Raw genomic sequence first — 19,221 nt, forward strand, 5'->3', positions numbered from 1 at the left:
GCCGGCCCTCGCCCTCTCCCGCTCCCGCTCCCGCTTCCGCAACGAGCCCGCGACGAGCCCCACGGTCCGGAAGCGGTATCGCTGAATTCCGTGGAAAGGATCGGTTGGACTTCCTGATCACTCGGAGGCACTGTGGGCAGGGTTCCAGCTGTCCCACGGGACACCCCTGCATCGCACCCGGAGACCACCCGATGAACCACGTGATCAATCCCGAGCGCTACGACGGCACCATGAGCTACCGGCGCACCGGGCGTTCGGGCCTCGACCTCCCCCTGCTGTCCCTGGGCTACTGGCACAACTTCGGTGACGACCGTGCCTTCGCGACCCAGCGCGACATCGCCCTGCGCGCCTTCGACCTCGGTATCACCCACCACGACCTCGCGAACAACTACGGCCCGCCCTACGGCGCCGCGGAGATCAACTTCGGCCGGCTGATGAAGCAGGACCTCGCCCCGTACCGGGACGAGTTGGTGATCTCCACCAAGGCCGGCTGGGACATGTGGCCCGGCCCATACGGTCAGGGCGGCGGCTCGCGCAAGTACATGCTCGCCTCGCTCGACCAGTCGCTGGAGCGCATGGGCCTGGACTACGTGGACATCTTCTACTCCCACCGGCTCGACGCCACCACTCCTCTCGAGGAGACCATGGGCGCGCTCGACACCGCGGTCCGCCAGGGCAAGGCGCTCTACGTCGGCATCTCGTCCTACGACGCCGAGCGCACCCGTGAGGCGGTCGCCATCCTCCGGGACCTGGGAACTCCGCTACTGATCCACCAGCCGTCGTACAACATGCTGAACCGGTGGATCGAGACGGAGGGGCTGCTGGACGTGGCCCAGGAAGAGGGCTTCGGCATCATCGGCTTCACCGCGCTGGCCCAGGGTCTGCTGACCGGACGGTACCTGGACGGCGTCCCGGAGGGTTCGCGGGCGACGCAGGGCAAGTCCTTCGACGCCGGGTGGCTGACGGACGACATGCTGGGGCGGCTGCGCGCGCTGAACAGCATCGCGGCCCGCCGCGGCCAGACCCTCGCGCAGATGGCGCTGGCCTGGGCCCTGCGGGACCGGCGTGTCACCTCCCTGGTCATCGGCGCGTCCCGCACCGAGCAGCTGGAGCAGAACGTCGCGGCGCTGCAGAACCTCGACTTCGACGCCGAGGAGCTCACCGAGATCGACAAGTACGCCACCGACGGCGGCGTCGACCTGTGGCGCGAGGCCCGTCTGGGCACCATCGGCTGAGTCACGGCCCGGCTATGGGCCCGCCGGGCACCTGGATGCCCCGGCGCCCCTCCTCCTGGAGGGACGCCGGGGCATCCAGGAGATCCACGGTCCGGTCACCGCGAGGACAGGTACTCCTCGACGCCCGGTGCCGTGTGCGCCTCCTCGGCGTTGACCACGGCCCCCGTCGCCTTCGCGTCGGGCTTCAGGACGTACGTCTCGACGCTCGCAGGGCGGTCGGCCGCGGAGAAGTTCTGTGCGGTGCCGAGGCCGGTGTCGGCGTTCTTCTGCGCGCGGTGCGCCTTGAGGATGTCCTCGCGGCTGAGACCGCCCGCCTCGCAGGCCGCCTTCAGGTCGGCGCCCATGAGCTGCGCCGCGTTGTAGCCGGACAGCACCCCGGAGTCGACGGGCGAGTCCGGGAACTCCTTCTTGTACGACGCCACCATGCGCTGGACGCCCGGCAGTTCGGAGCTGACCGCGGGCGCGGCGCTCACAATGTGCAGCATGGCCACCAGGGCCGGCGCGGCGGGGGTCTCCATGAGCTGCGGTGCGTAGCCCGGCGCGCTGCTGACGACGGGCACGCGCAGGCCGCGGGAGGCGGCGACGCCGACGAGGGAGGCGGTCTGGGCGGGGCCCGCGCTGATCAGGACGGCTTTGACGCCTTCCTTGCTCAGGGCGGACACCTGTGCGGACAGATCGGTGTCCGTGGCCTGGATCTTCTGCCCGGCCACCTTCAGGCCGGCCTGCTCGGCCGCCCATGTGGAGCCTTCCAGGGCGTTGCTGCCGTAGTCGCCCTCGAAGTAGACGTGGCCGACCGTGTCGCCCTTCTTCAGGCCCTTGGTGCGGGTGAGGAAGTCGACCGCGGCGATCATGTCGATGTCGTAGGTGGTGCCGAGAACCTGGATGGCCTCCTTGCCGAGCAGGGAGGCCGCCCAGGCCTGCGGGAAGGTGAGCATCTTGTCGCGCTCGATGTCGTCGAGCAGGGCGGCGACGACGGGCGAACCGATGACCTGGGGCATGGCGACGACGTCCGGGGCGAGGTCGGCGTAGGCGGTGACGGCCTTCTGCACGTCGTATCCGTGGTCCTTGACGACGATCTCGATCCGGCGGTCGCAGATGCCGCCGTCGGCGTTGACCTCGTCGGCCCACATCTGCTGGGCCTGCACGATGCTCTTGCCGAGCGTGGCGTAGGGGCCGGTCAGGTCGGTGAGGGCGCCCAGCCTGATGCTTTCGGCGCCGATGCCGGGGCCGGTGCGAACGCCGTCGGCGGCGCTCTTGTCACCTCCGCCGTTGCCGTCGTCCGCCTTGGAGCTGCATCCGGTGACCGCGAGCAGCAGGGAGAGGGCTCCGACGAGGGCGGCGCCGGTGGTACGGCGCCGGGCGCGGGGCCGGTGATGCGTGGTGTTCACGGGGTGTGCTCCTTGGGTCGTGCGGTCGCGGCCGGTTGCGGTGGGGAGAGGGCGGGGTCCGGGGCGGGGGCTCGGGGGCGTCGGCGCCGTATGCGGTCGCGGGCCCGGCGGGCCAGTCCGTGCAGGCCGTCGGGCGCGTACAGCAGGACGAGGACGATCGCGGCGCCGTAGAGGTAGCGGGCGGCCTCGGTGGGGCCGACGGAGCCGTCGCCCGTACCGGGGGCGGCCACCAGCGGGATCTGGTCGGCGTAGCGGGTCATGAGCAGCGGGAGCGCGGTGACGAAGACGGCGCCCGCGGTGGCTCCGGCCACGGAGCCGAGCCCGCCGATGACGATCATGGCGAGGTAGTCGACGGAGAGGACCAGGGAGAAGTAGTCCGGGACGACCCGGCGGAAGGAGAGGGCGAGGAGCACGCCCGCGAGCCCGGCGTACATGGACGACACCACGAAGGCCGCCGAGCGGTGGCGAGCGACGTCGACGCCCATCACGGCGGCCGCGGTCTCGCTGTCGCGCAGGGCGGCCAGGGCGCGGCCGGGGCGTCCGCGCAGCAGGCCGCGGGCGGTGAACCAGGTGAACGCGAACAGAGCCAGGCCCAGGAACCACAACCGTTCCTCCGCACCGAACGGCACGCCGAGCACGGTCAGTTCGGGATCGCCGGCCCCGAAGGTGAAGCCGCCGAGGGTGAACGGGGGCACGGAGCGGCCGTTGAATCCGCCGGTGACGGAGTCGGCGGTCAGCAGCACATGGTGGCCGAGGAAGACCAGGGCGAGGGTGGCGATGCCCAGGTAGATGCCGCGCACCCGGGCGGCGACGGGGCTGAACAGTCCGCCCGCCGCACCGGCCAGCAGTACCGCGAGAAGGGCGGCGAGGGCGGGCGGCAGTCCCGGTCCGGGCTCGCCCGCCAGCCACGTGTAGCCGTAGGCGCCGGTGGCGAGGAAGAAGGCATGGCCGAGGGAGAGTTGTCCGGCGGTGCCGGTCAGCAGGGCGAGGCCGACGGCGCCGATGGCGGCCGCCATGGAGAACAGGCCGATGCGCAGCCAGAAGGCGTCCAGATAGAACGGCGGGAGGCACAGGACGACGGCGAGGAACACGATCCGTGCCCCGCGGCCGGTCAGGACTCCGGGGAGACGGTCAGACACGGGCCGCTCCCTTCGCGCCGAACAGCCCCGTGGGCCGTACCAGGAGCACCAGCAGCATCACGGCGTACGGGGCGACGTCGCCGAAGCCCTCACCGAGGACGTGCAGCTCGGACTGGTAACCGACGACCAGTGCCTCGGTCAGGCCGATGAGCAGGCTGCCCGCGAGGGCCCCGGCCGGGGAGGCGAGCCCGCCGAGGATCGCCGCGGGGAACGCGTTGAGCGCGATCAGGCCGGTGCTGCGTTCCAGGCCCGGGGCCGGGAACGCGGCGAGGAACACGGCGGCGAGCGCGGCGAGCGCACCCGCCAGGCACCAGGCGCCGGCGCGTACCCGGCCGAGCCGTATGCCCATCAGGGAGGCGGCCTCGAGATCCTCCGCCGCCGCCCGCAGGGAAAGCCCCCAGGAGGTGAACCGGAAGAGCGCGAACACGCCGCCGATGACCACGGCGGACACCCCGATCGCCGCGAGCCGGCTGTCGGCGACGGTCACCGGGCCGAGTTCGGTCACGGCGTCGCCCCACGGGTCGCCGAGGGACAGCAGGTCGCCGCCGATGCGCCGGGCCAGGTCGGTCAGCAGGACGATGTCGATGCCGATGGTGACGATGGTCTGTACATGGGCGGAGTGCGCGTCCTGTCCGCCGCGTTGCAGCAGGAACCGGTCGAGGGCGCCCGCGAGGGCGGCGGTGGCGAGGACCGCCACCGCCAGCGCGCCGGCGAAGCCGAGATCGTCGTGGAGGACGGCGGTCAGGTAGCCGCCGAACAGGAGCAGTGAGCCGTGGGCGAAGTTGAGGACGCCGGACGCCTTGAAGATGACGACGAAGCCGAGGGCGACCAGTGCGTAGACCGCGCCAAGGGCGATGCCGCCGAGGATGTTGTCCAGGAATACGGTCATGCCGCGTCCTCCCCCTGAGTGTCGGTGCCGAGGTAGGCGCGCAGCACCTCGGGGTCACGGCGGACCTCGTCGGGGGTGCCATGGGCGATGGACCGGCCGAAGTCGAGCACGGTGACGTCGTCGGCGAGGCGCATGACCAGGCCCATGTCGTGCTCCACAAGGACGATGGACAGGCCGAGTTCGGCCCGTAGTTCGCTCACGACCTCGGCCGTGCGGGCGCGTTCGGCGGCGTTCATGCCGGCCACCGGTTCGTCGAGCAGCAGCACACGTGGCTCCAGGCAGAGGGCGCGGGCGAGTTCCACGCGTTTGCGGTCGCCGTACGACAGGAGGGCGACGGGGCTGTCGAAGTGGGCGCCCAGGCCGGTCAGTTCGGCGATCTCGCGGGCCCTTGCAAGGTGCTCGCGCTGTTCGCGCACGGCGCCCGGCAGGCGCAGCGCGGTGGCGGCGAAGCCGGCACGGGTCAGGACGTGGCGGCCGAGCATCAGGTTGTCGGCGACCGTTCCGTGAGTGGTGACGATGTTCTGGAAGGTGCGGGCCACGCCGAGCGCGGCGATGCGGTGCGGGGCGAGCCGGGTCAGTTCGGTGCCGCCGAGGGTCACCGCGCCCGCGGCCGGGCGGCACAGGCCGGACAGCACGTTGAAGCAGGTCGACTTGCCGGCGCCGTTGGGTCCGATGATCGCGTGCACCGTGCCGGGTTCGACGGTGAGGGAGACGGCGTCGAGGGCCGTGAGTCCGGCGAAGCGCACGGTGACGTCCCGTACGTCGAGCACGGGCGGCACGGTGGTGGTGCGGTCGTTCACGCCGCCCCCTGGTCCTCGGCCGCCTCGCCCAGGTAGAGGCGGCGTACGGCGTCGGTGCGGGCGAGTTCGTCGGCGGGGCCGGACAGGCGGGTCTCGCCGACCTCGAGGACGTGGGCGTGATCGGCGAGGGAGAGTGCCATGCCCGCGTTCTGTTCGACCAGGAGCACGGCGGTGCCCTGGGTGTTGATCTCGTGGATCACCTCGGCGATCCGGTACACCATCCGGGGCGCGAGGCCGAGGGACGGCTCGTCGAGGAGCAGCAGCCGGGGGGCGGCCATCAGGGCGCGGCCGATGGCGAGCATCTGCTGCTCGCCCCCGGAAAGCAGGCCCGCGGCCTGGTGGGTGCGTTCGGCGAGCCGGGGGAAGAGCGTGAACACGCGCTCCCGTGCCTCGTGGACCTGGGCCCGGCCGCGACGGCCGAGTCCGAGTCCGCCGCTGCGCAGGTTCTCGTCGACCGTGAGTCCGGCGAACACCCGCCGCCCTTCCGGGACCTGGACGACTCCGGCGCGTACCGCCGTCACGGGGTCCTTGCCGTCGAGCACGGTGTCTCCGTAGCGGATACGGCCTGCCGTGATGGCGCCGCGGTGCAGGCGCAGTGTGCCGGACACGGCCCGCAGCAGGGTCGTCTTGCCCGCGCCGTTGGCACCGAGCAGGGTGACGACGCCGCCGTGCGGCACGGTGAGGGACACGGAGCGGAGGGCGGACAGGGCACGCCCGTACGTCACGTCGACGTTCTCGACGTGCAGCGCGGGCGGGTCGTCCGGTGGTGCTTCGGGCATCACGGCTCCTCGGGGCCGTACCGCACGGCGGCGACGGCTTCGACGGGAAGGGAAGCTCACGACAGCACGGGCACGGGCGTGCCGAACAGACTTCCGGCCCCGCTCGCTGCGGTGTCCCAACGGGGGCGGGCGGGGGTTGTGCGGGTGCCCAGGGGCCGCCCGGGGGTGGGCTGCGGGAGTGGGCTGCGGGCGGGCACCCCGCGGGCAGCCGAATCCGGCACGGCGACCGGCCGCGCAGCCCTGACGTTTCGGTGGACGACACGGCCGGGGGGCCTGCTGCCGGGCGCGGTGCCCGGCAACGGCTACGGCTACGCCACCGGGATCGCGGCGGCACTCTGCGGCGGACCCACCCGGCCCTGACCCGCGCCGGTGCGCCGACGGCGGCAGGGTCGCCCCAGCAGGCCCCACTCCGGGTGACTCGATCGGCGCCGCGAGCCCCCGGCAGGCCCTCACCGCACTCCACGGCTGCCTCTCGGCCCGGGTGGACGCGGACCTGCTCCCCTGTGCCGCGGAAACGCTCGACCGCATGCTCGGTGCCGACGACCGGTGGACCCGTTCCGCCGCGATGACGGACCCGGCCCAGTCCGTGGGGCAGTCGGCCGAGGCCGTCCGGCTGCGGCTGCTCGCCGACGATCTGGTGGCGCTGCTCGACGCGCAGACACCGCACCTGATCACGGCGACCTCGCGGGACGACTGGTATCGGGCACGCCTGTACGGGCGCACCGCCACCGGTCTGCTGCGCTACCACTTCTGGATGCCCGACACCTCACCGGGCCGCATGACCCGGCTGGTGGGCCTGCGGGACCAGATGATGGCCGCCAACCTCCTCGCTGTCGCCGAACGGGGTCCGGCACTGGTCCACGCCCACAACGCCCATCTCCAACGGGACAAGAGCACGATGCGGATGGGCGGGCTGCCGCTGGAGGGGTGGAGCGCCGGCGCCATCGTGAGCGCCCACCTGGGCGAGGAGTACGCCTTCCTGGCCACGGCCCTCGGCGCGATCCGGCACCGGGGAGTGGAGGCCCCGCCACCGGACACCGTGGAAGGACTCCTGATACGCGCTTCCGGAGGACCGTTACGTCGTCGACGCCCCCCGCCTGGCCGTCGCCCTCGGCGATACGCGGCCCGTCCCCCGCGTGTCCCCCTATTACGGCTGCTCCCCACTGGACCCGGCCCACCTGGCCGGAATCGACGGAATCGTGTTCGTCGGTGGCGTCTCCCAGAGCTAGCCCGGCCGCCCGGGGGCGGCCGGTCAGCGCGGAAGGAGCCTGCGTGCGGTCAGGGCGAGGGTGACCTCGACCAGGTCGAAGGGGCGGGAGAGGGAGCGTCCGGTCAACTGCTCGTAGCGGCGCAGTCGGTTGAGGACGGTGTTGCGGTGGCAGTACAGCCTTCTGCTCGCCCGCTGGGCGGATCCGTCGCAGGCCAGCCAGGTGGCCAGGGTGTCCAGCAGGATCTCCGCGTCGGCGGGCTCCAGCCGTGCCAGCGGGCCGAACAGCCGGTCGGCCAGGGCGGCGCCGAGGTCGGGGGACGACACCACCAGGGCCGCCGGCAGGTGTTCCGTCAGCCGGACCGTGCCGCCGGCCTCCGGGCACAGGCTCAGCGCGGTGTCCGCCAGCCTGCGCGCCTCGCCCACCGCGGCGAGGCCTTCGACGGCGCTGCTGACACCCACCCGTACGCCCGGCGGCTGCTCGTCCTCCACCACCGGCTCCGTGTCGTCAAAGACCGGGACGATGCCGTAGTCGGTGTCCACGCCCGTGTGCCAGTGCACGCGCACACCCAAAGCGAGCGCCGCCTGTGCACCGGGACAGGCGGCGAACCCACCGCCGACCGCGACGACCACGTACCGGCCGTGCTCCGGCAGGTCCAGCGCCAGCGCGGTCTCGGGCAGGTCGGCGATCCTGCTGGTCCCGTCGAGCAGCGCCGCGGCCAGCAGCCGCACCCTGTTCTCCCGCCGCCAGGCCAGTTGCCGTTCGGCCTGCCGGTAGGCGTCCGCGACGACGGTGCAGTGCTCGTCGACGTAGTTCCACACGTCGGACGCCACGTGCACCAGCAGCCGTACCTCCTCGGGAGCCACCCGGGAGGTCTCGTCCACCAGGCTCTGCCACACCATGGAGCCGCCCAGCCTGAAGGCATGCAGCACCGCGTCCAGCGGGAGCCCCTGCTCGGCGCGGGTGGCGCCGATCTTCCAGGAGCAGCGGCGGGCCGCGTCCCGGACACCACGCGGGTCGAGCAGCGAGGCGATGCTGTGCCGCAGCGATCGGTGCACCTCCTGCCAGATCTCGGTGGCGTCGTTCTCGATCGCCGACCGGTAGGCGGGCTCCTGGTCCTGGAGCAGGGCGACCAGTTGGTCACAGAGCCGGGGCAGGTCGTCCAGCAGTAACCGGGCGGCCCGGTGCAGCACGCTCAGCGCGTCGGCGTCGATCAGTGACCGCACACGCGGCGCCCGCACCCGTGGTGCGGGCACGGGTCCGGGACGTGGCAGGCTCCGTGGCCGTACGGCGTGTGGCATCGCGCATCTCCCCCAGGCTCGGCTTCCCGGCGGCACCCGCGTGACGGTCCCCGTACCGGCTTCGGGCCGGTCACGAGGTCCGTGGGCGGGCCGCCACCCGACTCGTCCTGCCCCGAAGGATGGCATACCGTCCGGTCGGTCCCTAGAGTTGTGCACCGGTCTTTTCCGCCTGTTCGACCAGCCGGACCAGTTCGACCCGGGAGCGGACGCCGAGCGTCGCGAAAACGTTCCGCAGGTGGTAGTCGACGGTCCGGGTGCTGACGGACAGGCTCAGTGCCACCTCCCGGTTGGTGGCACCTTCGGCGACACACCGCGCGATACGCAGTTGCTGCGGGGTCAGCCGGGACAGGTCCCGCGCCCCGTGCCGGCGCGGCTCGCCCATCCCCGGGCCGCTCGGTGCCACACCGCCTGCGCGGAGTTCCGCGGCCGCCTGGCGTGCCCAGAGCTGCGCGCCGCAGCGTTCGAAGTCGACCAGCGCCTCCCCGAGCCGTGCGCGGGCCTCGCGCAGTCTGCGCCGGCGGCGCAGCCACTTGCCGTGCAGCAGTTCGGTACGGGCCCGTTCGAAGTCTCCGGACGTCTCGTCGTGCCGGTCCAGGGCACGCAGGTACAGCTCGTCGGCGGCCTCCGGTGCGGCCAGCAGGGCACGGCAGCGCAGGAGTTGGGCGGGAGCCTGCGGGTCGGCGCCGCAGCCGGCCCACAGCGCGAAGTCCTCGACCACCGCGCGGGCGTCCTCGGGCCGGCCGGCCAGTGCGGCGGCCTCCACGAAGCAGGGGACGGCGAGCATCCACACCGCGAAGTGCCCGCGCCGTGCGCCGGGACGGACCAGCGGGCCGAGCCGGTCGGCGGCCTCCTCGGGCCGGCCCTCGCCCAGGTCGGCGCGGGCCGCCGCCCACTGGGCGAGCAGCGCTGCCTGGGCCAGGCCGTGCCGCCGGGCCGTGGTGAGCGCTGCCGTCGCGTGTTCGGTGACGCGTGCCCGGGCGCCCTCGATCGATGCCGCGAGTGCCAGTACCGCGTGATGGTGGGCGGCCGTGTTCCGCTGGCCGGTCCGGCGCGCGGCGCGCAGCCCCTCCTCGGCGTGGGTCCGGGCCAGCTGGTGGCGGCCGGCGCGCAGTTCCGCATAGGCCAGGTACTCCAGGGCCCGCGGTTCCAGGGACGCGGTGCCCAGGGTGCGTGCCGACGCCAGGGCCCGCGCTCCGGCCCGGCGCGCGGCGCTGACGTCGCCGAGCATGAGGGCCGCGGCGGCCGAACGCAGCAGCCGTTCGGGCTCGGTGGCGGGACGCCCCCGGTCCACCACCCGGGTCAGCGGGGCAGCGGCGAGATCGAACCGCCCCAGCAGCACGGCGCGCATGCCGTCACGGTGGTCGCGGAGCAGGGCGGGCGGGGGAACGGCGGGCTGCGTCGGGGCGGCGCCGCGGTGGGCCGAAGAGCCCTCGGGTGCCTCCCGTGCTGCCGCCTCCTGCGGGCCCGTCGTGTTCGCATCCGCGGCACGGAGATCGAGCACCCCCGCGACGGCGGCCTCGGCGGAGGCGTCATGGGCGTCGTGGGTGAGGGCGCGGAGGCAGCCCTGCCGGTCGCCGGCGGCCCAGGCCGCGTCCGCCGCGCCGAGGACCGCCGCGTCGGCCTGGGCCGCTCCCGGTCCCGTCAGGAGGCCGGCGGCGAGCAGAAAGGACTCCCGGGCGTCGTCCACCGGGCCGTCGGCCAGGAGCACTCTGCCCCGCAGGAGTTCGGCGCGGCCGCGTACCGGCGCCGGTGCCGGCCGGCTCCCGGCGGCGTCGAGCAGCCGCAGGGCCTCGGGCGGATGCCCGGCGAGGAGGGCCTGTTCCGCGGCGGCCGTGTAGCGCCGCGCCCGCTGTGCGTCGTCCGGCGTCAGCTCGGCGGCACGCACCTGTGCCGTGCGGCGCAGGGCGGACGGTGTGCCGGAGGTCGAGTCGGTGGCCGCGGCCTCCAGTTCGGCGGCCAGGACCGCGTCGGGACCTGGGGCGGTCCACGAGCGGTGCAGCAGCGCGGGCACGCCGTGCGGTTCGGGGTGTGCCGCGGCCAGCGAGCGGTGCGCGGCACGGCGGCGTTCGGACGGCGCACCGGCGTACACCGCCCTGCCGACCAGCGGGCTGCGGAACCGGAGCCGGCCCCCGGGGACCGTGAGCAGCTCGGACGCCTGCGGCGGCTCGACCGGTTCGGGAGGTACGTCGTCGTCCCGACCGCCGAGGCCGTTCGTCGCCCGCCGTACGAGCGCAGCCTCGGCATCCTGCTCCCCCGTGGCACGCATCGCCGCCGCGACGGCAAGCAACAGGTCGGCCCGATCGGGCCGTTGGCCGCTCAGGCATCCGCCCGCGACGGCGGTCAGCGTCCCGGTGTCGGCCAGGGGGCGGGGCAGCGCGTGGTCTCCGCGAAGCTGGGCGGGCGAGAGGCGGTGAGCCAGGGCCAGCAGCAACCCGGGGTTGCCCTGTGCCTCGGTCACCAGCTCGTCGCGGACGACCGGGTCGACGGCGCCGTCCGTCAGGTCGTGCAGCAGTCCCGCCGCGTCCCCGGGCGTGAGCGGGGCGAGCTCCAGCACCGGAAGTTTCGCCAACTCCCTTTCCACGGGCCGGTGTCCGGGCACGGTGACGAGCAGGCCCACCCGGTGGACGCCGTCCGCCGCGTGCACGCGCGCGGCCACCCGGCCCAGCGCGGCGCGCGAGGCGGTGTCCCACAGGTGCGCGTCGTCCACGCACACCAGCAGGGGTGAACGGGCGGTCGCCGCTCGCAGGATGTCCAGGAACACCTCCCCCGCCGTGCCGTCGCCGGGGACGCGCCCGAAGTGGCGGCCGGCGCGCAGCAGGGTGCGCAGACCGCTGTGGGGCTGCGGGGAACAGGCCGGTTCGGCGCGGACGTGCCACACCGGTCCGGCGCGGAAGGCGCGTGCCGCGAACTCCAGGAAGGCCGTACGGCCGCCGCCGGGTTCGCCGGTCACGACATGGGCGCCGCCGTCGGCGCGCAGTCCGTCCAGCAGCGCGGCGAACGCCTGCCGCCGGGGTCCCGCGCGGTACCGGAGCGGAGCTGATCCACGGGTCGTCTGTCCGGTCATTTCCGCGACGTTACTTACGCGTAAGAAGCGGCGGAAGGTGTCCGTCCGGGCGCCGGAAGCAGCCCATCCGCCTTTCTACCAGGGGCTTTTCACGAGGCGCGCGGCGAACGGCGTGTGCCGCCGCCCAAGCGGGTGGCGCCTCGGCGGGGCACGCGCACAACGCCGGTGGCGGCCCGCATCGTACGCGGACCGCCACCGGAGCCAGTCGGTGTCCGACGGGATGTCAGGAGGTGTGCGGGCAGTTGCCCCGCGCCTCGTCGATGGTGAGGCTCCGCTGCGGCAGCGGGCACAGGAACTTCTCGTAGCGGGTGTCGTTGTCGATGAACCGCTTCAGCCACGAGATGCTGTACTTCGCGATCGTCGTGTTGTTCGAGTTGGGCGTGAAGTGGGTGGCGTTGTTCAACTCCAGGTAGGCGCGGTCGAGGGAGGACGGCAGGCCGGTGTACAGGGGCTTGGCGTGGGTGGAGACCGGGGCCACCGTGTCGCCGTCGGCCCCGAAGATCAGGGTGGGGGTCCTGACCTCGGGCCACGTCGTGTCGAGGTTCCAGGGCGTCAGCGGGATCGCCGCCTGGAGCGAGGTACGGTCCTTCGCCGCTTCGAGACTGCCGCCGCCGCCCATCGAGTGGCCCATGACGCCGAGGCGGCTGCTGTCGATACGGCCGCGGACCGCGCTGCGTCCGGTCAGGTAGTCGAGTGCGGCGAGCAGCTGGTCGCCGCGGGAGGCGGGCTGGTCGAGGGTGGTGTTCGTGTCGATGGTGAACACGACGAATCCCTGGGAAGCCAGGCGTGGGCCCAGCCAGGCGATGGAGGACTGGTAGGCGGTGAAGCCGGGTGAGACGGCGATCGCGCCGAAGGCGCCGTCGGCGGTGCTGCTCGGGTAGTAGATGGTGCCCCCGCCGAAGCCGGTGACGGAGAGCGAGGAGACCGAGGTCTCGGAGACGGAGTACGGGCCGCGCAGTGCCTCGATGCTCGACTCCGTCGGCGCCGGACCGCGCTCGTAGGGGTTGTCCGCGGCGTGGGCGCCGGGACCGGTGAGGGTGCTCAGGCCGACGATGGCGGCGACGGCCGCGGCCAGTCCGGCGAACCGTCCGGTCCGGCCGCGCCGGGTGCGGGAGGGGCGCGCGGTCGGGCCTGCGGTGCTGGTGTGGGGGTGCTGCTGCACGGCGGGGAGTCCTCTCTGTCGCGGCGGGCCGCCCGGCGGCCGGTGCACGGGGGTACGACGTGGGTTGTGACCGTGCGCCGGTCGTGGGTGCCGCCGATGGGCTGGCGGTTGCCACTGTCGGAGAGGAAGGCGCCCGCGCGGACCGGCAATCTCACCGGTCTCGTCGGCCGGCCTGCCGTCGGCGCCGCGGCCCGACGGCGTGGCCCGACGGCGTGGCCCGACGGCGTGGCGGCCTCCGGCATGGGCGGTTCGCGGTCGGCGGTCTCTGGTCGCCACAGCGGCCCCGGCATCGGCGGTCGGCGGTCGGCGCAGCTGCCCCGGCGTGGGCGGTCAACGGTTCGCGGTCGGCAGTCGGCAGTCGGCACAGCGGCCCCGGCATCGGCGGTCGGCGCAGCTGCCCCGGCGTGGGCGGTCAACGGTTCGCGGTCGGCAGTCGGCGCAGCGGCCCGGCGGCCGGGCTCCCGGCGTTCGGCACCGTATGGGCGGGGAAAGCCGGGGCAGACGCAGAGGCGCGGTCACCGCCGGAGTCGGCGCCGACGGTGACCGCCGTACGAAAACGCATCCGCCCCGCGTATCACCCGCATGGCCCTCTCCGGACGCCGCATCGGCCCGCACCGTGCTCGTATGGAAGCGGCCTGCCTACCCGGAGGGAGCTGGGAATGCACGAGATGTGGTGCGGTGCAGACACTTCGGGGGAGCCTGTGTGGCATGTTCTGACCACCGACAGGACGACCACGCTGTGTGGCGTGGAGAAGGAGGACGAGTCCCGTCGGCGGGACGCGACGGACCGCCACTGCTTCCCCTGCATGAAATCGTTCCAGGCGGTGGTGGAAGCCCACTGACGACCCCACGACCCCGGCGTTCCGCTGTGCCCCGGCCCCGGCGCCGGGGCACCCGTCCGAACCGGGGCCTGCGGCTCAGGGGCAGTGGCACCCGTCCCCACTGGTGTCCGCGTCCGCGTCAAAGGCCGTCGGACGGGTGTCCAGCCGGCAGAAGCAGGACGCCTCGATCGATACGTCCGCCAACGCGGCCGCCGCCTTGAGCTGTTGGGTCACGATCGCGGCCTCCCCCGTCCTGCCCGTACGCGTCAGGCACTCGTGAAACCCGTGCAACGCCCAGACATTCCCAGGGTGTTGCAGCGGCCGGGGCAGGGTGGAGTCGAGGCCGAGGTCCGCGCGGTAGACCGCCTCCGCCTCCTCGACTCGGCCCTGCTCCAGCAGCAGGGCCCCGTACGCGTGCCGGGTGGGCTGCATCCAGCCCCAGGGCTCGTCGTAGGGGAGGTTGTCGTCCAGTTCGATGGACCGCTCCAGTGCGGCGAACGCCTCGTCGTGGTCGCCCTTGCGGTAGGCGAGTTCGCCGTCCAGCATCGTGGCCGCGATGGCGAGGATGTCCTGGCAGGTGTTGTTGAACAGCATCCGCGTCCGAGGCACCCGGCCCACCGCGGCGCGGAAGCTCTCCCGCTCGGCCTCGGCCCTCTCGACGTCGCCGGTCGCCGAGAGGGCGACGCCACGGGCGTAGTGGAGCATCGCGGTGCTCGCGCAGTACAGCGCCGGGTCGGCGGGGAACGGCAGCGCCAGGATGTCGCCCCAGCGGCCGAAGCGGATGAGGACGTGGAAGCGCATCGCCAGGAAGCCCTCGAGCCAGTCGGCCATCGGCGGGCTCTGCACCCTGAGCAGTTCCTCGGGGACGGCGGCTTCGAGTTGTGCGGCGGCGTCCAGGGCGATCTTCGAGAGACCCGCGAACAGGGCACCGTAGATCCTGAAGTGGTGGTTGTGGGCGCGGTAGAGGGTGTAGAAGTTCATGGCGCCGGCCCGAGCGAGGTACTTCTCGTCGGCGGCGATCGCGAGGGTGTTGTCGGACACGACCCGGCGGTAGTCGCCGCACAGCACCTCGAGGTGCGAGGGCATGTGGTGCAGATGTCCGGCGTCGGGCACGGCGCCGCGCAGCCGGTCGGCGACCATGAGGGCCGCTTCCGGCGTGGGGGACATCTCCATCAGGTGGATGTACAGGTGCACGACGCCGGGATGCCGGGCACCGCTGTCACCGGCGAGCGCCCGGTCGAGTACGGCCTTGGCCTCCAGGGTGCGGGCACCCGCGGCGGGGCGGCCGGTCCTCAGGTCCCACAACTGCCAGGGGGTGAGGTTCATCAGGGCGTCCGCGCAGAGCACGGCGACGTCCGGGTCGTCGGGGGCGCTCTCGTACACCGCGAGCATGCGGTCCGCGTAGGGCTCATTCCACACCGAGCAGTCCTCGACGGCCCGCCCCTGGGGGTAGCGGGCGCGCAGGGCGCCGATGAGGGCCTGCTCCACGGGGGTGGCTCCCGAGGCCTTCTCGTGCGCCAACTCGACTGCGGCATGGGTGCGTTCGACGCTGCGGACGAGGTCGTCGCCGTCGAAGGCCTCCCAGGGCTTGTTGTAGTTGGGGCCGAGGGCGTAGGCGATGCCCCAGTGGGCCATGGCGCAGTCCGGGTCGGCCGCGGCCGCCTTCCTGAAGCAGGCGACCGCTTCCTCGTGGTTGAACGCGTAGGTCCACAACAGCCCGCGGTTGAACCAGAGTTGGGCCTCGGCCACAGCGGTCGTCACGGGGCGGCGGTAGGTGCCCAGGTCGTAGTAGTCGTCCATGGCGTCCATGGGTCTCTCCCGGGGAAGCGGCTGAATCGGCCGACCGGCCTCGCCCGCCACGCGCGTCGACGGTGATGAAACCGACGATACCGGCACACCCGCACCGATACGGACGCTGACGCAATGCAATTTTTCGGCAACAACAAGTAATGGCAATGATGGCTCCGCCATTCTTTCAGGGCCTTGTTCGCCGATGGGCTGGTCCGACTCGCGCGAGGCTCCCTAGGATGTACTCCCTGTCCAGCCAGTCCAGTTGGCGCGGCACTCTGCAGGGGGAACGATGCACACCGGCAATCAGCTGTCCACCGAGATCGACGCAACCGTGCCGACAGCCGCGCGTATGTACGACTACTACCTGGGCGGCAAGGACAACTACACGGCCGACCGTGCCGCAGTGGAAGAACTCGACAAGGTGGTGCCCAGCACGCGCCGCCTGGCCCTGAACAACCGGCGCTTCCTCCAGCGGGTCGTCCGGGTCCTCACGCAGGAGTACGGGATCCGGCAGTACCTCGACCACGGATCCGGTCTGCCCACCCAGGACAACGTCCACCAGGTCGCCCAGCGCATCGACCCGACCACCCATGTGGTGTACGTCGACAACGACCCGATGGTGCTGGTGCACGGGCGCGCACTGCTGGAGCAGGACAAGCGCACGGTGGTCATCCAGGCCGACATGCGGGAGACCGACGCGATCCTCGACCACGCCGAGACGCAGCGTCTGATCGACTTCTCACAGCCGGCCTGCGTGCTGTTCAACAGCGTGTTCCACTGCATCCCGGACAGCGACACCGATGGCCCGATCGCCGTGGTGCGCCGAGTCCGGGAACGGCTTGCGCCGGGCAGCTTCCTGGTGATGTGCCAGCTGGTCAGCGAGGATCCCGAGGTCCGCAGGTCCGTCACCGAGTTCATGGACCGGGCGACCCAGGGGCACTGGGGCCGGGTGCGGCAGGAGAGCGACGTCGCCTCGTACTTCGAGGGCCTGGAGATCCTGGAACCGGGTCTGGTAGAGGTCTCCACCTGGCGTCCGGACACCGAGGTGGCGCCCCGTCAGCTCTCCCAGGAGTGGATCGAGTTCGGCGGCGTGGGCCGGATCCCGCTGTAGGTTCCTCGCGGCACGCATGCCGCCGACGCGCGACCACGGACACGCCGACGCCCCTCGCCCGACCCGGATCACCGGGGCCGCGCGAGGGGCGTTCGCGTCACGTTCCAGCCTGAGGTGCTACGCCCCGGGCTCCGGGTAGCGGTCCCGCATCGTGGCGCGCAGCAGATCCAGGGATTCACGGGGCCGCAGCGCCTCGTCGGCGAGGCGGTCCAGCGCGATCCGGTACTCCTCCGTCTCGTCGAGGTCCTCGAGGAAGTTGGCGCTCCTGATGTGCTCCAGGTAGACCACGTCGGGCAGATCGAGGCCGCCGAAGCGCAGATACGTCACCGGGATGGCGGGAGCCGACGCGTTCGTCACGCTCAACGGCACGATCTGCAACGTGACGTTGGAGCGCTCGGCCATCCGCATGAGGTGGGCGAGCTGCTCACGCATCACCTCGACACTGCCCAGCACGCGCAGCAGAACCGACTCGTCAATGACCGCCCACAGCTGCGGGGCGCCCTCCCGCATCAGCAACTCGGCCCGCCGCATCCGGAGTTCGACGCGGCGCTGTACCTCGCCGGCCGGTGCGTTGGGCAGGCCGCGCTCCACCACCGCACGGGTGTAGGCGGCGGTCTGCAGCAGACCGGGGACGTACTGGATCTCGAAGGTACGGATGGTGGCGGCGGCCTCCTGCAGTCCGACCAGCCGGTCGAACCACTCGGGCATCAGCCGCTTGTCGTATCGCTGCCACCAGCCCGGCTCTCCGGCCCGCTGGAGCAGTTTGACCAGCACCGATACCTCGTAGTCGTCGGTGCCGTACAGCTCGAGCAGGGCCCGGATGTCTCTCTCGGTGGGCGGGCGGCGGCCCTTGCCGGACTCGATGCGGGACAGCTTCGCCGCACTGAAGCCGACGGAGCGCGCCGCCTGGTCCTGGGCCAGCCCGGCGTCCTCGCGGAAGCCCGCCAACTGCACACCGACCAGCATCTTCAGCAGGGTCGGAGCCGGCTCGGGCCGGTCCAGATAGGGCTCCAGACGGGAGATACGATGCGACGCGGCGGACATCCTGACTCCCAGCAGACCGGCACAAGGGCGGTTTACACTATCGCATCTCAACGTGTCGCAGCGTATGCGCCCCGCAGAAGCCTTACAGAAGTGGGCAGTTGAACTCCACTTCGCCTCTCCGGCCCCGCGCCGTCGCGACGGAGCGGCCCGGACTGCCACATCGCACCAACCGGTTCGCACCAAACGACCGCATCAGACCAGGTGGTCGAATTCGCCGTCCTTCGCCCCGGCCAGGAACGCCGCCAGTTCCGCCGGCGTGTAGACCAGCGCGGGCCCGTCGGGGTCGCGGGAGTTGCGCATCGCCACACCCCCGTCGTCCAGCGGGGCCACCTCGACGCAGTTACCCTCGGCGTTGCTGTGCCGGCTCTTGATCCAGCAGGCGTCCAAGGAACTCGCCCGCACTCCGTTCCGCACTCCTGGCACCGCAGCCTCCTTGCTGTTCCTGTGTACTGCCGGGCGGTGCCCGGCCGTTCGCCGGGGCGGGCCGAGCCGGATCGCACTCGATCCACCCCGGTCCGTCCCGAAAAAACTTCACGCAATTTCTCATGCAATTGCACACGAGCGCTCTCGGCGTGGATAATAGCCGGAGCGTCAACCCCCTTGTTGGCGCCCCGTCCTGACGTCGCATCGGGGAGATGGCGTGTCATCACCTGTGCACCAAATGATCCGGTCGACCGCCGGCGCCACCGTACGGACGCGTGGCCGCGTCTCGGCCGCACCTGCCGGGTCCCTCCTGCTCGGCGCGGTGCCGCAGCAGGCCGGGAGACCGGACACGGAGGCTCTCCCGGTGCCGGGCCCGGTACCCCCGGCGGCCCGGACGGACCGGACCCGGCTGTCGGCCCAGCCGCCCGCCTGAGCATCCCCCCACTCGACACGACCGCCGCGAAAGGCACCCACGCGATGCGCAGCGCTTCTACGGAACAGCCGAGCAGCGAGCACCCTGTGCGCCACACGTCCCCGACCGGAATGGCCCGTACGACACCGCTCACGTCACTGTCCCGCGTGCCGTGGCGCGACATCCAGGACTCCACCGGATCGGCGGCGGCCATCCCCCTGCTGCTCAACGGCATCGCCTGGGGGGACGCCGACACGGCCCGGTCGGCCCTGGAGGATCTGCGGAAACGGATCTGCCAGTACGGCTTCGTGGTGGAGCAGGCGACGGCCGCCACCGTCCCCTTCCTCTGGGAGCTGGCGCAGCTGCCGCATGTGACCTGTCGTGCCGGGGTCATCCAGCTGCTCAAGGCCATCGCCGACGCCCGGCAGTGGGAGAGCACCGCCGCCGCGTATCCCAAGCTGCTCAATCACCGCGAGAACCCGGTCGTCTGGGAGCGGGCCGCCCGGCAGGCGGTGCGCGCCCGGCGGGGCGACCTGAGCCGCCTGATGGACGACCAGGACACCAAGATCGCCCGTGCCACGACGGAGCTGGCCCGAGCGCTGGCCGAATGAGCCCCGTTCGAGCGCCGTGGGGGACGAGCGCCGAAGGGGCCAG

14 protein-coding genes and 1 pseudogene are annotated in these 19,221 nt (G+C 72.5%); 4 read left to right on the top strand and 11 right to left on the bottom strand.

Features of this window, described 5'->3' with window-relative positions:
• Positions 1–191: 191 nt before the first annotated feature.
• The gene (mgrA, locus tag ACFPZI_RS01065; protein WP_381356820.1) at positions 192–1,235 is read left to right on the top strand and encodes an L-glyceraldehyde 3-phosphate reductase; all 1,044 of its coding nucleotides are present in this window, start codon (positions 192–194) and stop codon (positions 1,233–1,235) included.
• A gap of 95 nt (positions 1,236–1,330) precedes the next feature.
• Here mgrA and ACFPZI_RS01070 read toward each other — a convergent pair whose 3' ends face one another.
• From ACFPZI_RS01070 to ACFPZI_RS01090, 5 genes are read right to left on the bottom strand one after another with little or no spacing between them, the layout of a single operon-like run.
• Entirely contained in the window at positions 1,331–2,623 is a 1,293-nt protein-coding gene (locus ACFPZI_RS01070; RefSeq protein WP_381356822.1) for an ABC transporter substrate-binding protein, read from the bottom strand.
• A complete protein-coding gene (locus ACFPZI_RS01075) occupies positions 2,620–3,762 on the bottom strand; it encodes a branched-chain amino acid ABC transporter permease (RefSeq protein WP_381356825.1) in 1,143 nt (380 codons plus the stop codon). The genes ACFPZI_RS01070 and ACFPZI_RS01075 overlap by 4 nt, the downstream gene beginning before the upstream one ends.
• Positions 3,755–4,651, bottom strand: a complete 897-nt coding sequence (locus ACFPZI_RS01080; RefSeq protein WP_381356827.1) for a branched-chain amino acid ABC transporter permease — start codon at positions 4,649–4,651, stop codon at positions 3,755–3,757. Before ACFPZI_RS01080 ends, ACFPZI_RS01075 begins: the two co-directional genes overlap by 8 nt.
• The gene (locus tag ACFPZI_RS01085; protein ID WP_381356829.1) at positions 4,648–5,451 is read right to left on the bottom strand and encodes an ABC transporter ATP-binding protein; all 804 of its coding nucleotides are present in this window, start codon (positions 5,449–5,451) and stop codon (positions 4,648–4,650) included. Before ACFPZI_RS01085 ends, ACFPZI_RS01080 begins: the two co-directional genes overlap by 4 nt.
• On the bottom strand, positions 5,448–6,230 hold the full coding sequence (locus ACFPZI_RS01090) for an ABC transporter ATP-binding protein (protein WP_381356831.1): 783 nt from the start codon (positions 6,228–6,230) through the stop codon (positions 5,448–5,450). Before ACFPZI_RS01090 ends, ACFPZI_RS01085 begins: the two co-directional genes overlap by 4 nt.
• A 427-nt stretch (positions 6,231–6,657) precedes the next feature.
• On the opposite strand from ACFPZI_RS01090, the pseudogene ACFPZI_RS01095 reads away from it, so the two are divergent.
• Positions 6,658–7,459 (top strand): annotated as a pseudogene (locus tag ACFPZI_RS01095) (erythromycin esterase family protein); the annotation flags it as partial.
• 23 nt (positions 7,460–7,482) lie between these two features.
• Here the strand turns inward: ACFPZI_RS01095 and ACFPZI_RS01100 are convergent.
• From ACFPZI_RS01100 to ACFPZI_RS01115, 4 genes are all read right to left on the bottom strand, one after another.
• Complete coding sequence (locus ACFPZI_RS01100; protein ID WP_381356834.1) at positions 7,483–8,739, bottom strand: PucR family transcriptional regulator; 1,257 nt, start codon at positions 8,737–8,739, stop codon at positions 7,483–7,485.
• A gap of 142 nt (positions 8,740–8,881) precedes the next feature.
• Entirely contained in the window at positions 8,882–11,803 is a 2,922-nt protein-coding gene (locus ACFPZI_RS01105; RefSeq protein ID WP_381356836.1) for a helix-turn-helix transcriptional regulator, read from the bottom strand.
• A gap of 223 nt (positions 11,804–12,026) precedes the next feature.
• Positions 12,027–12,965, bottom strand: coding sequence for a bis(hydroxyethyl) terephthalate hydrolase (bdeA, locus tag ACFPZI_RS01110; protein ID WP_381356839.1), 939 nt, complete (start codon positions 12,963–12,965; stop codon positions 12,027–12,029).
• Between the two features lie 917 nt (positions 12,966–13,882).
• Positions 13,883–15,586: a tetratricopeptide repeat protein gene (locus tag ACFPZI_RS01115; RefSeq protein WP_381357364.1), complete on the bottom strand. Its 1,704-nt coding sequence runs from the start codon at positions 15,584–15,586 to the stop codon at positions 13,883–13,885.
• 280 nt (positions 15,587–15,866) lie between these two features.
• Between ACFPZI_RS01115 and ACFPZI_RS01120 the strand changes: the two genes are divergently transcribed.
• On the top strand, positions 15,867–16,688 hold the full coding sequence (locus ACFPZI_RS01120) for an SAM-dependent methyltransferase (RefSeq protein ID WP_381356842.1): 822 nt from the start codon (positions 15,867–15,869) through the stop codon (positions 16,686–16,688).
• Positions 16,689–16,805: 117 nt separating this feature from the next.
• Here the strand turns inward: ACFPZI_RS01120 and ACFPZI_RS01125 are convergent, their stop codons facing one another.
• Both ACFPZI_RS01125 and ACFPZI_RS01130 read right to left on the bottom strand, forming a co-directional pair.
• On the bottom strand, positions 16,806–17,732 hold the full coding sequence (locus ACFPZI_RS01125) for a helix-turn-helix domain-containing protein (protein ID WP_381356845.1): 927 nt from the start codon (positions 17,730–17,732) through the stop codon (positions 16,806–16,808).
• Positions 17,733–17,924: 192 nt separating this feature from the next.
• On the bottom strand, positions 17,925–18,155 hold the full coding sequence (locus ACFPZI_RS01130; RefSeq protein ID WP_381356847.1) for a DUF397 domain-containing protein: 231 nt from the start codon (positions 18,153–18,155) through the stop codon (positions 17,925–17,927).
• 477 nt (positions 18,156–18,632) lie between these two features.
• Between ACFPZI_RS01130 and ACFPZI_RS01135 the strand changes: the two genes are divergently transcribed.
• Positions 18,633–19,178: a hypothetical protein gene (locus ACFPZI_RS01135; RefSeq protein WP_381356849.1), complete on the top strand. Its 546-nt coding sequence runs from the start codon at positions 18,633–18,635 to the stop codon at positions 19,176–19,178.
• Positions 19,179–19,221: the final 43 nt, after the last annotated feature.

Source organism: Streptomyces chlorus (genome assembly GCF_042655885.1).
In the GTDB taxonomy this organism is placed as follows: Bacteria; Actinomycetota; Actinomycetes; order Streptomycetales; family Streptomycetaceae; genus Streptomyces; species Streptomyces chlorus.

Bases quoted from the DNA above. Each gene is read 5' to 3' on its own strand.
- ACFPZI_RS01115 (WP_381357364.1), bottom strand. From the start codon at position 15,586: ATGGACGACTACTACGACCTGGGCACCTACCGCCGCCCCGTGACGACC.
- ACFPZI_RS01135 (WP_381356849.1), top strand. From the start codon at position 18,633: ATGCGCAGCGCTTCTACGGAACAGCCGAGCAGCGAGCACCCTGTGCGC.
- ACFPZI_RS01105 (WP_381356836.1), bottom strand. From the start codon at position 11,803: ATGACCGGACAGACGACCCGTGGATCAGCTCCGCTCCGGTACCGCGCG.
- ACFPZI_RS01090 (WP_381356831.1), bottom strand. From the start codon at position 6,230: ATGCCCGAAGCACCACCGGACGACCCGCCCGCGCTGCACGTCGAGAAC.
- mgrA (WP_381356820.1), top strand. From the start codon at position 192: ATGAACCACGTGATCAATCCCGAGCGCTACGACGGCACCATGAGCTAC.
- ACFPZI_RS01080 (WP_381356827.1), bottom strand. From the start codon at position 4,651: ATGACCGTATTCCTGGACAACATCCTCGGCGGCATCGCCCTTGGCGCG.
- ACFPZI_RS01120 (WP_381356842.1), top strand. From the start codon at position 15,867: ATGCACACCGGCAATCAGCTGTCCACCGAGATCGACGCAACCGTGCCG.
- ACFPZI_RS01100 (WP_381356834.1), bottom strand. From the start codon at position 8,739: ATGCCACACGCCGTACGGCCACGGAGCCTGCCACGTCCCGGACCCGTG.
- ACFPZI_RS01125 (WP_381356845.1), bottom strand. From the start codon at position 17,732: ATGTCCGCCGCGTCGCATCGTATCTCCCGTCTGGAGCCCTATCTGGAC.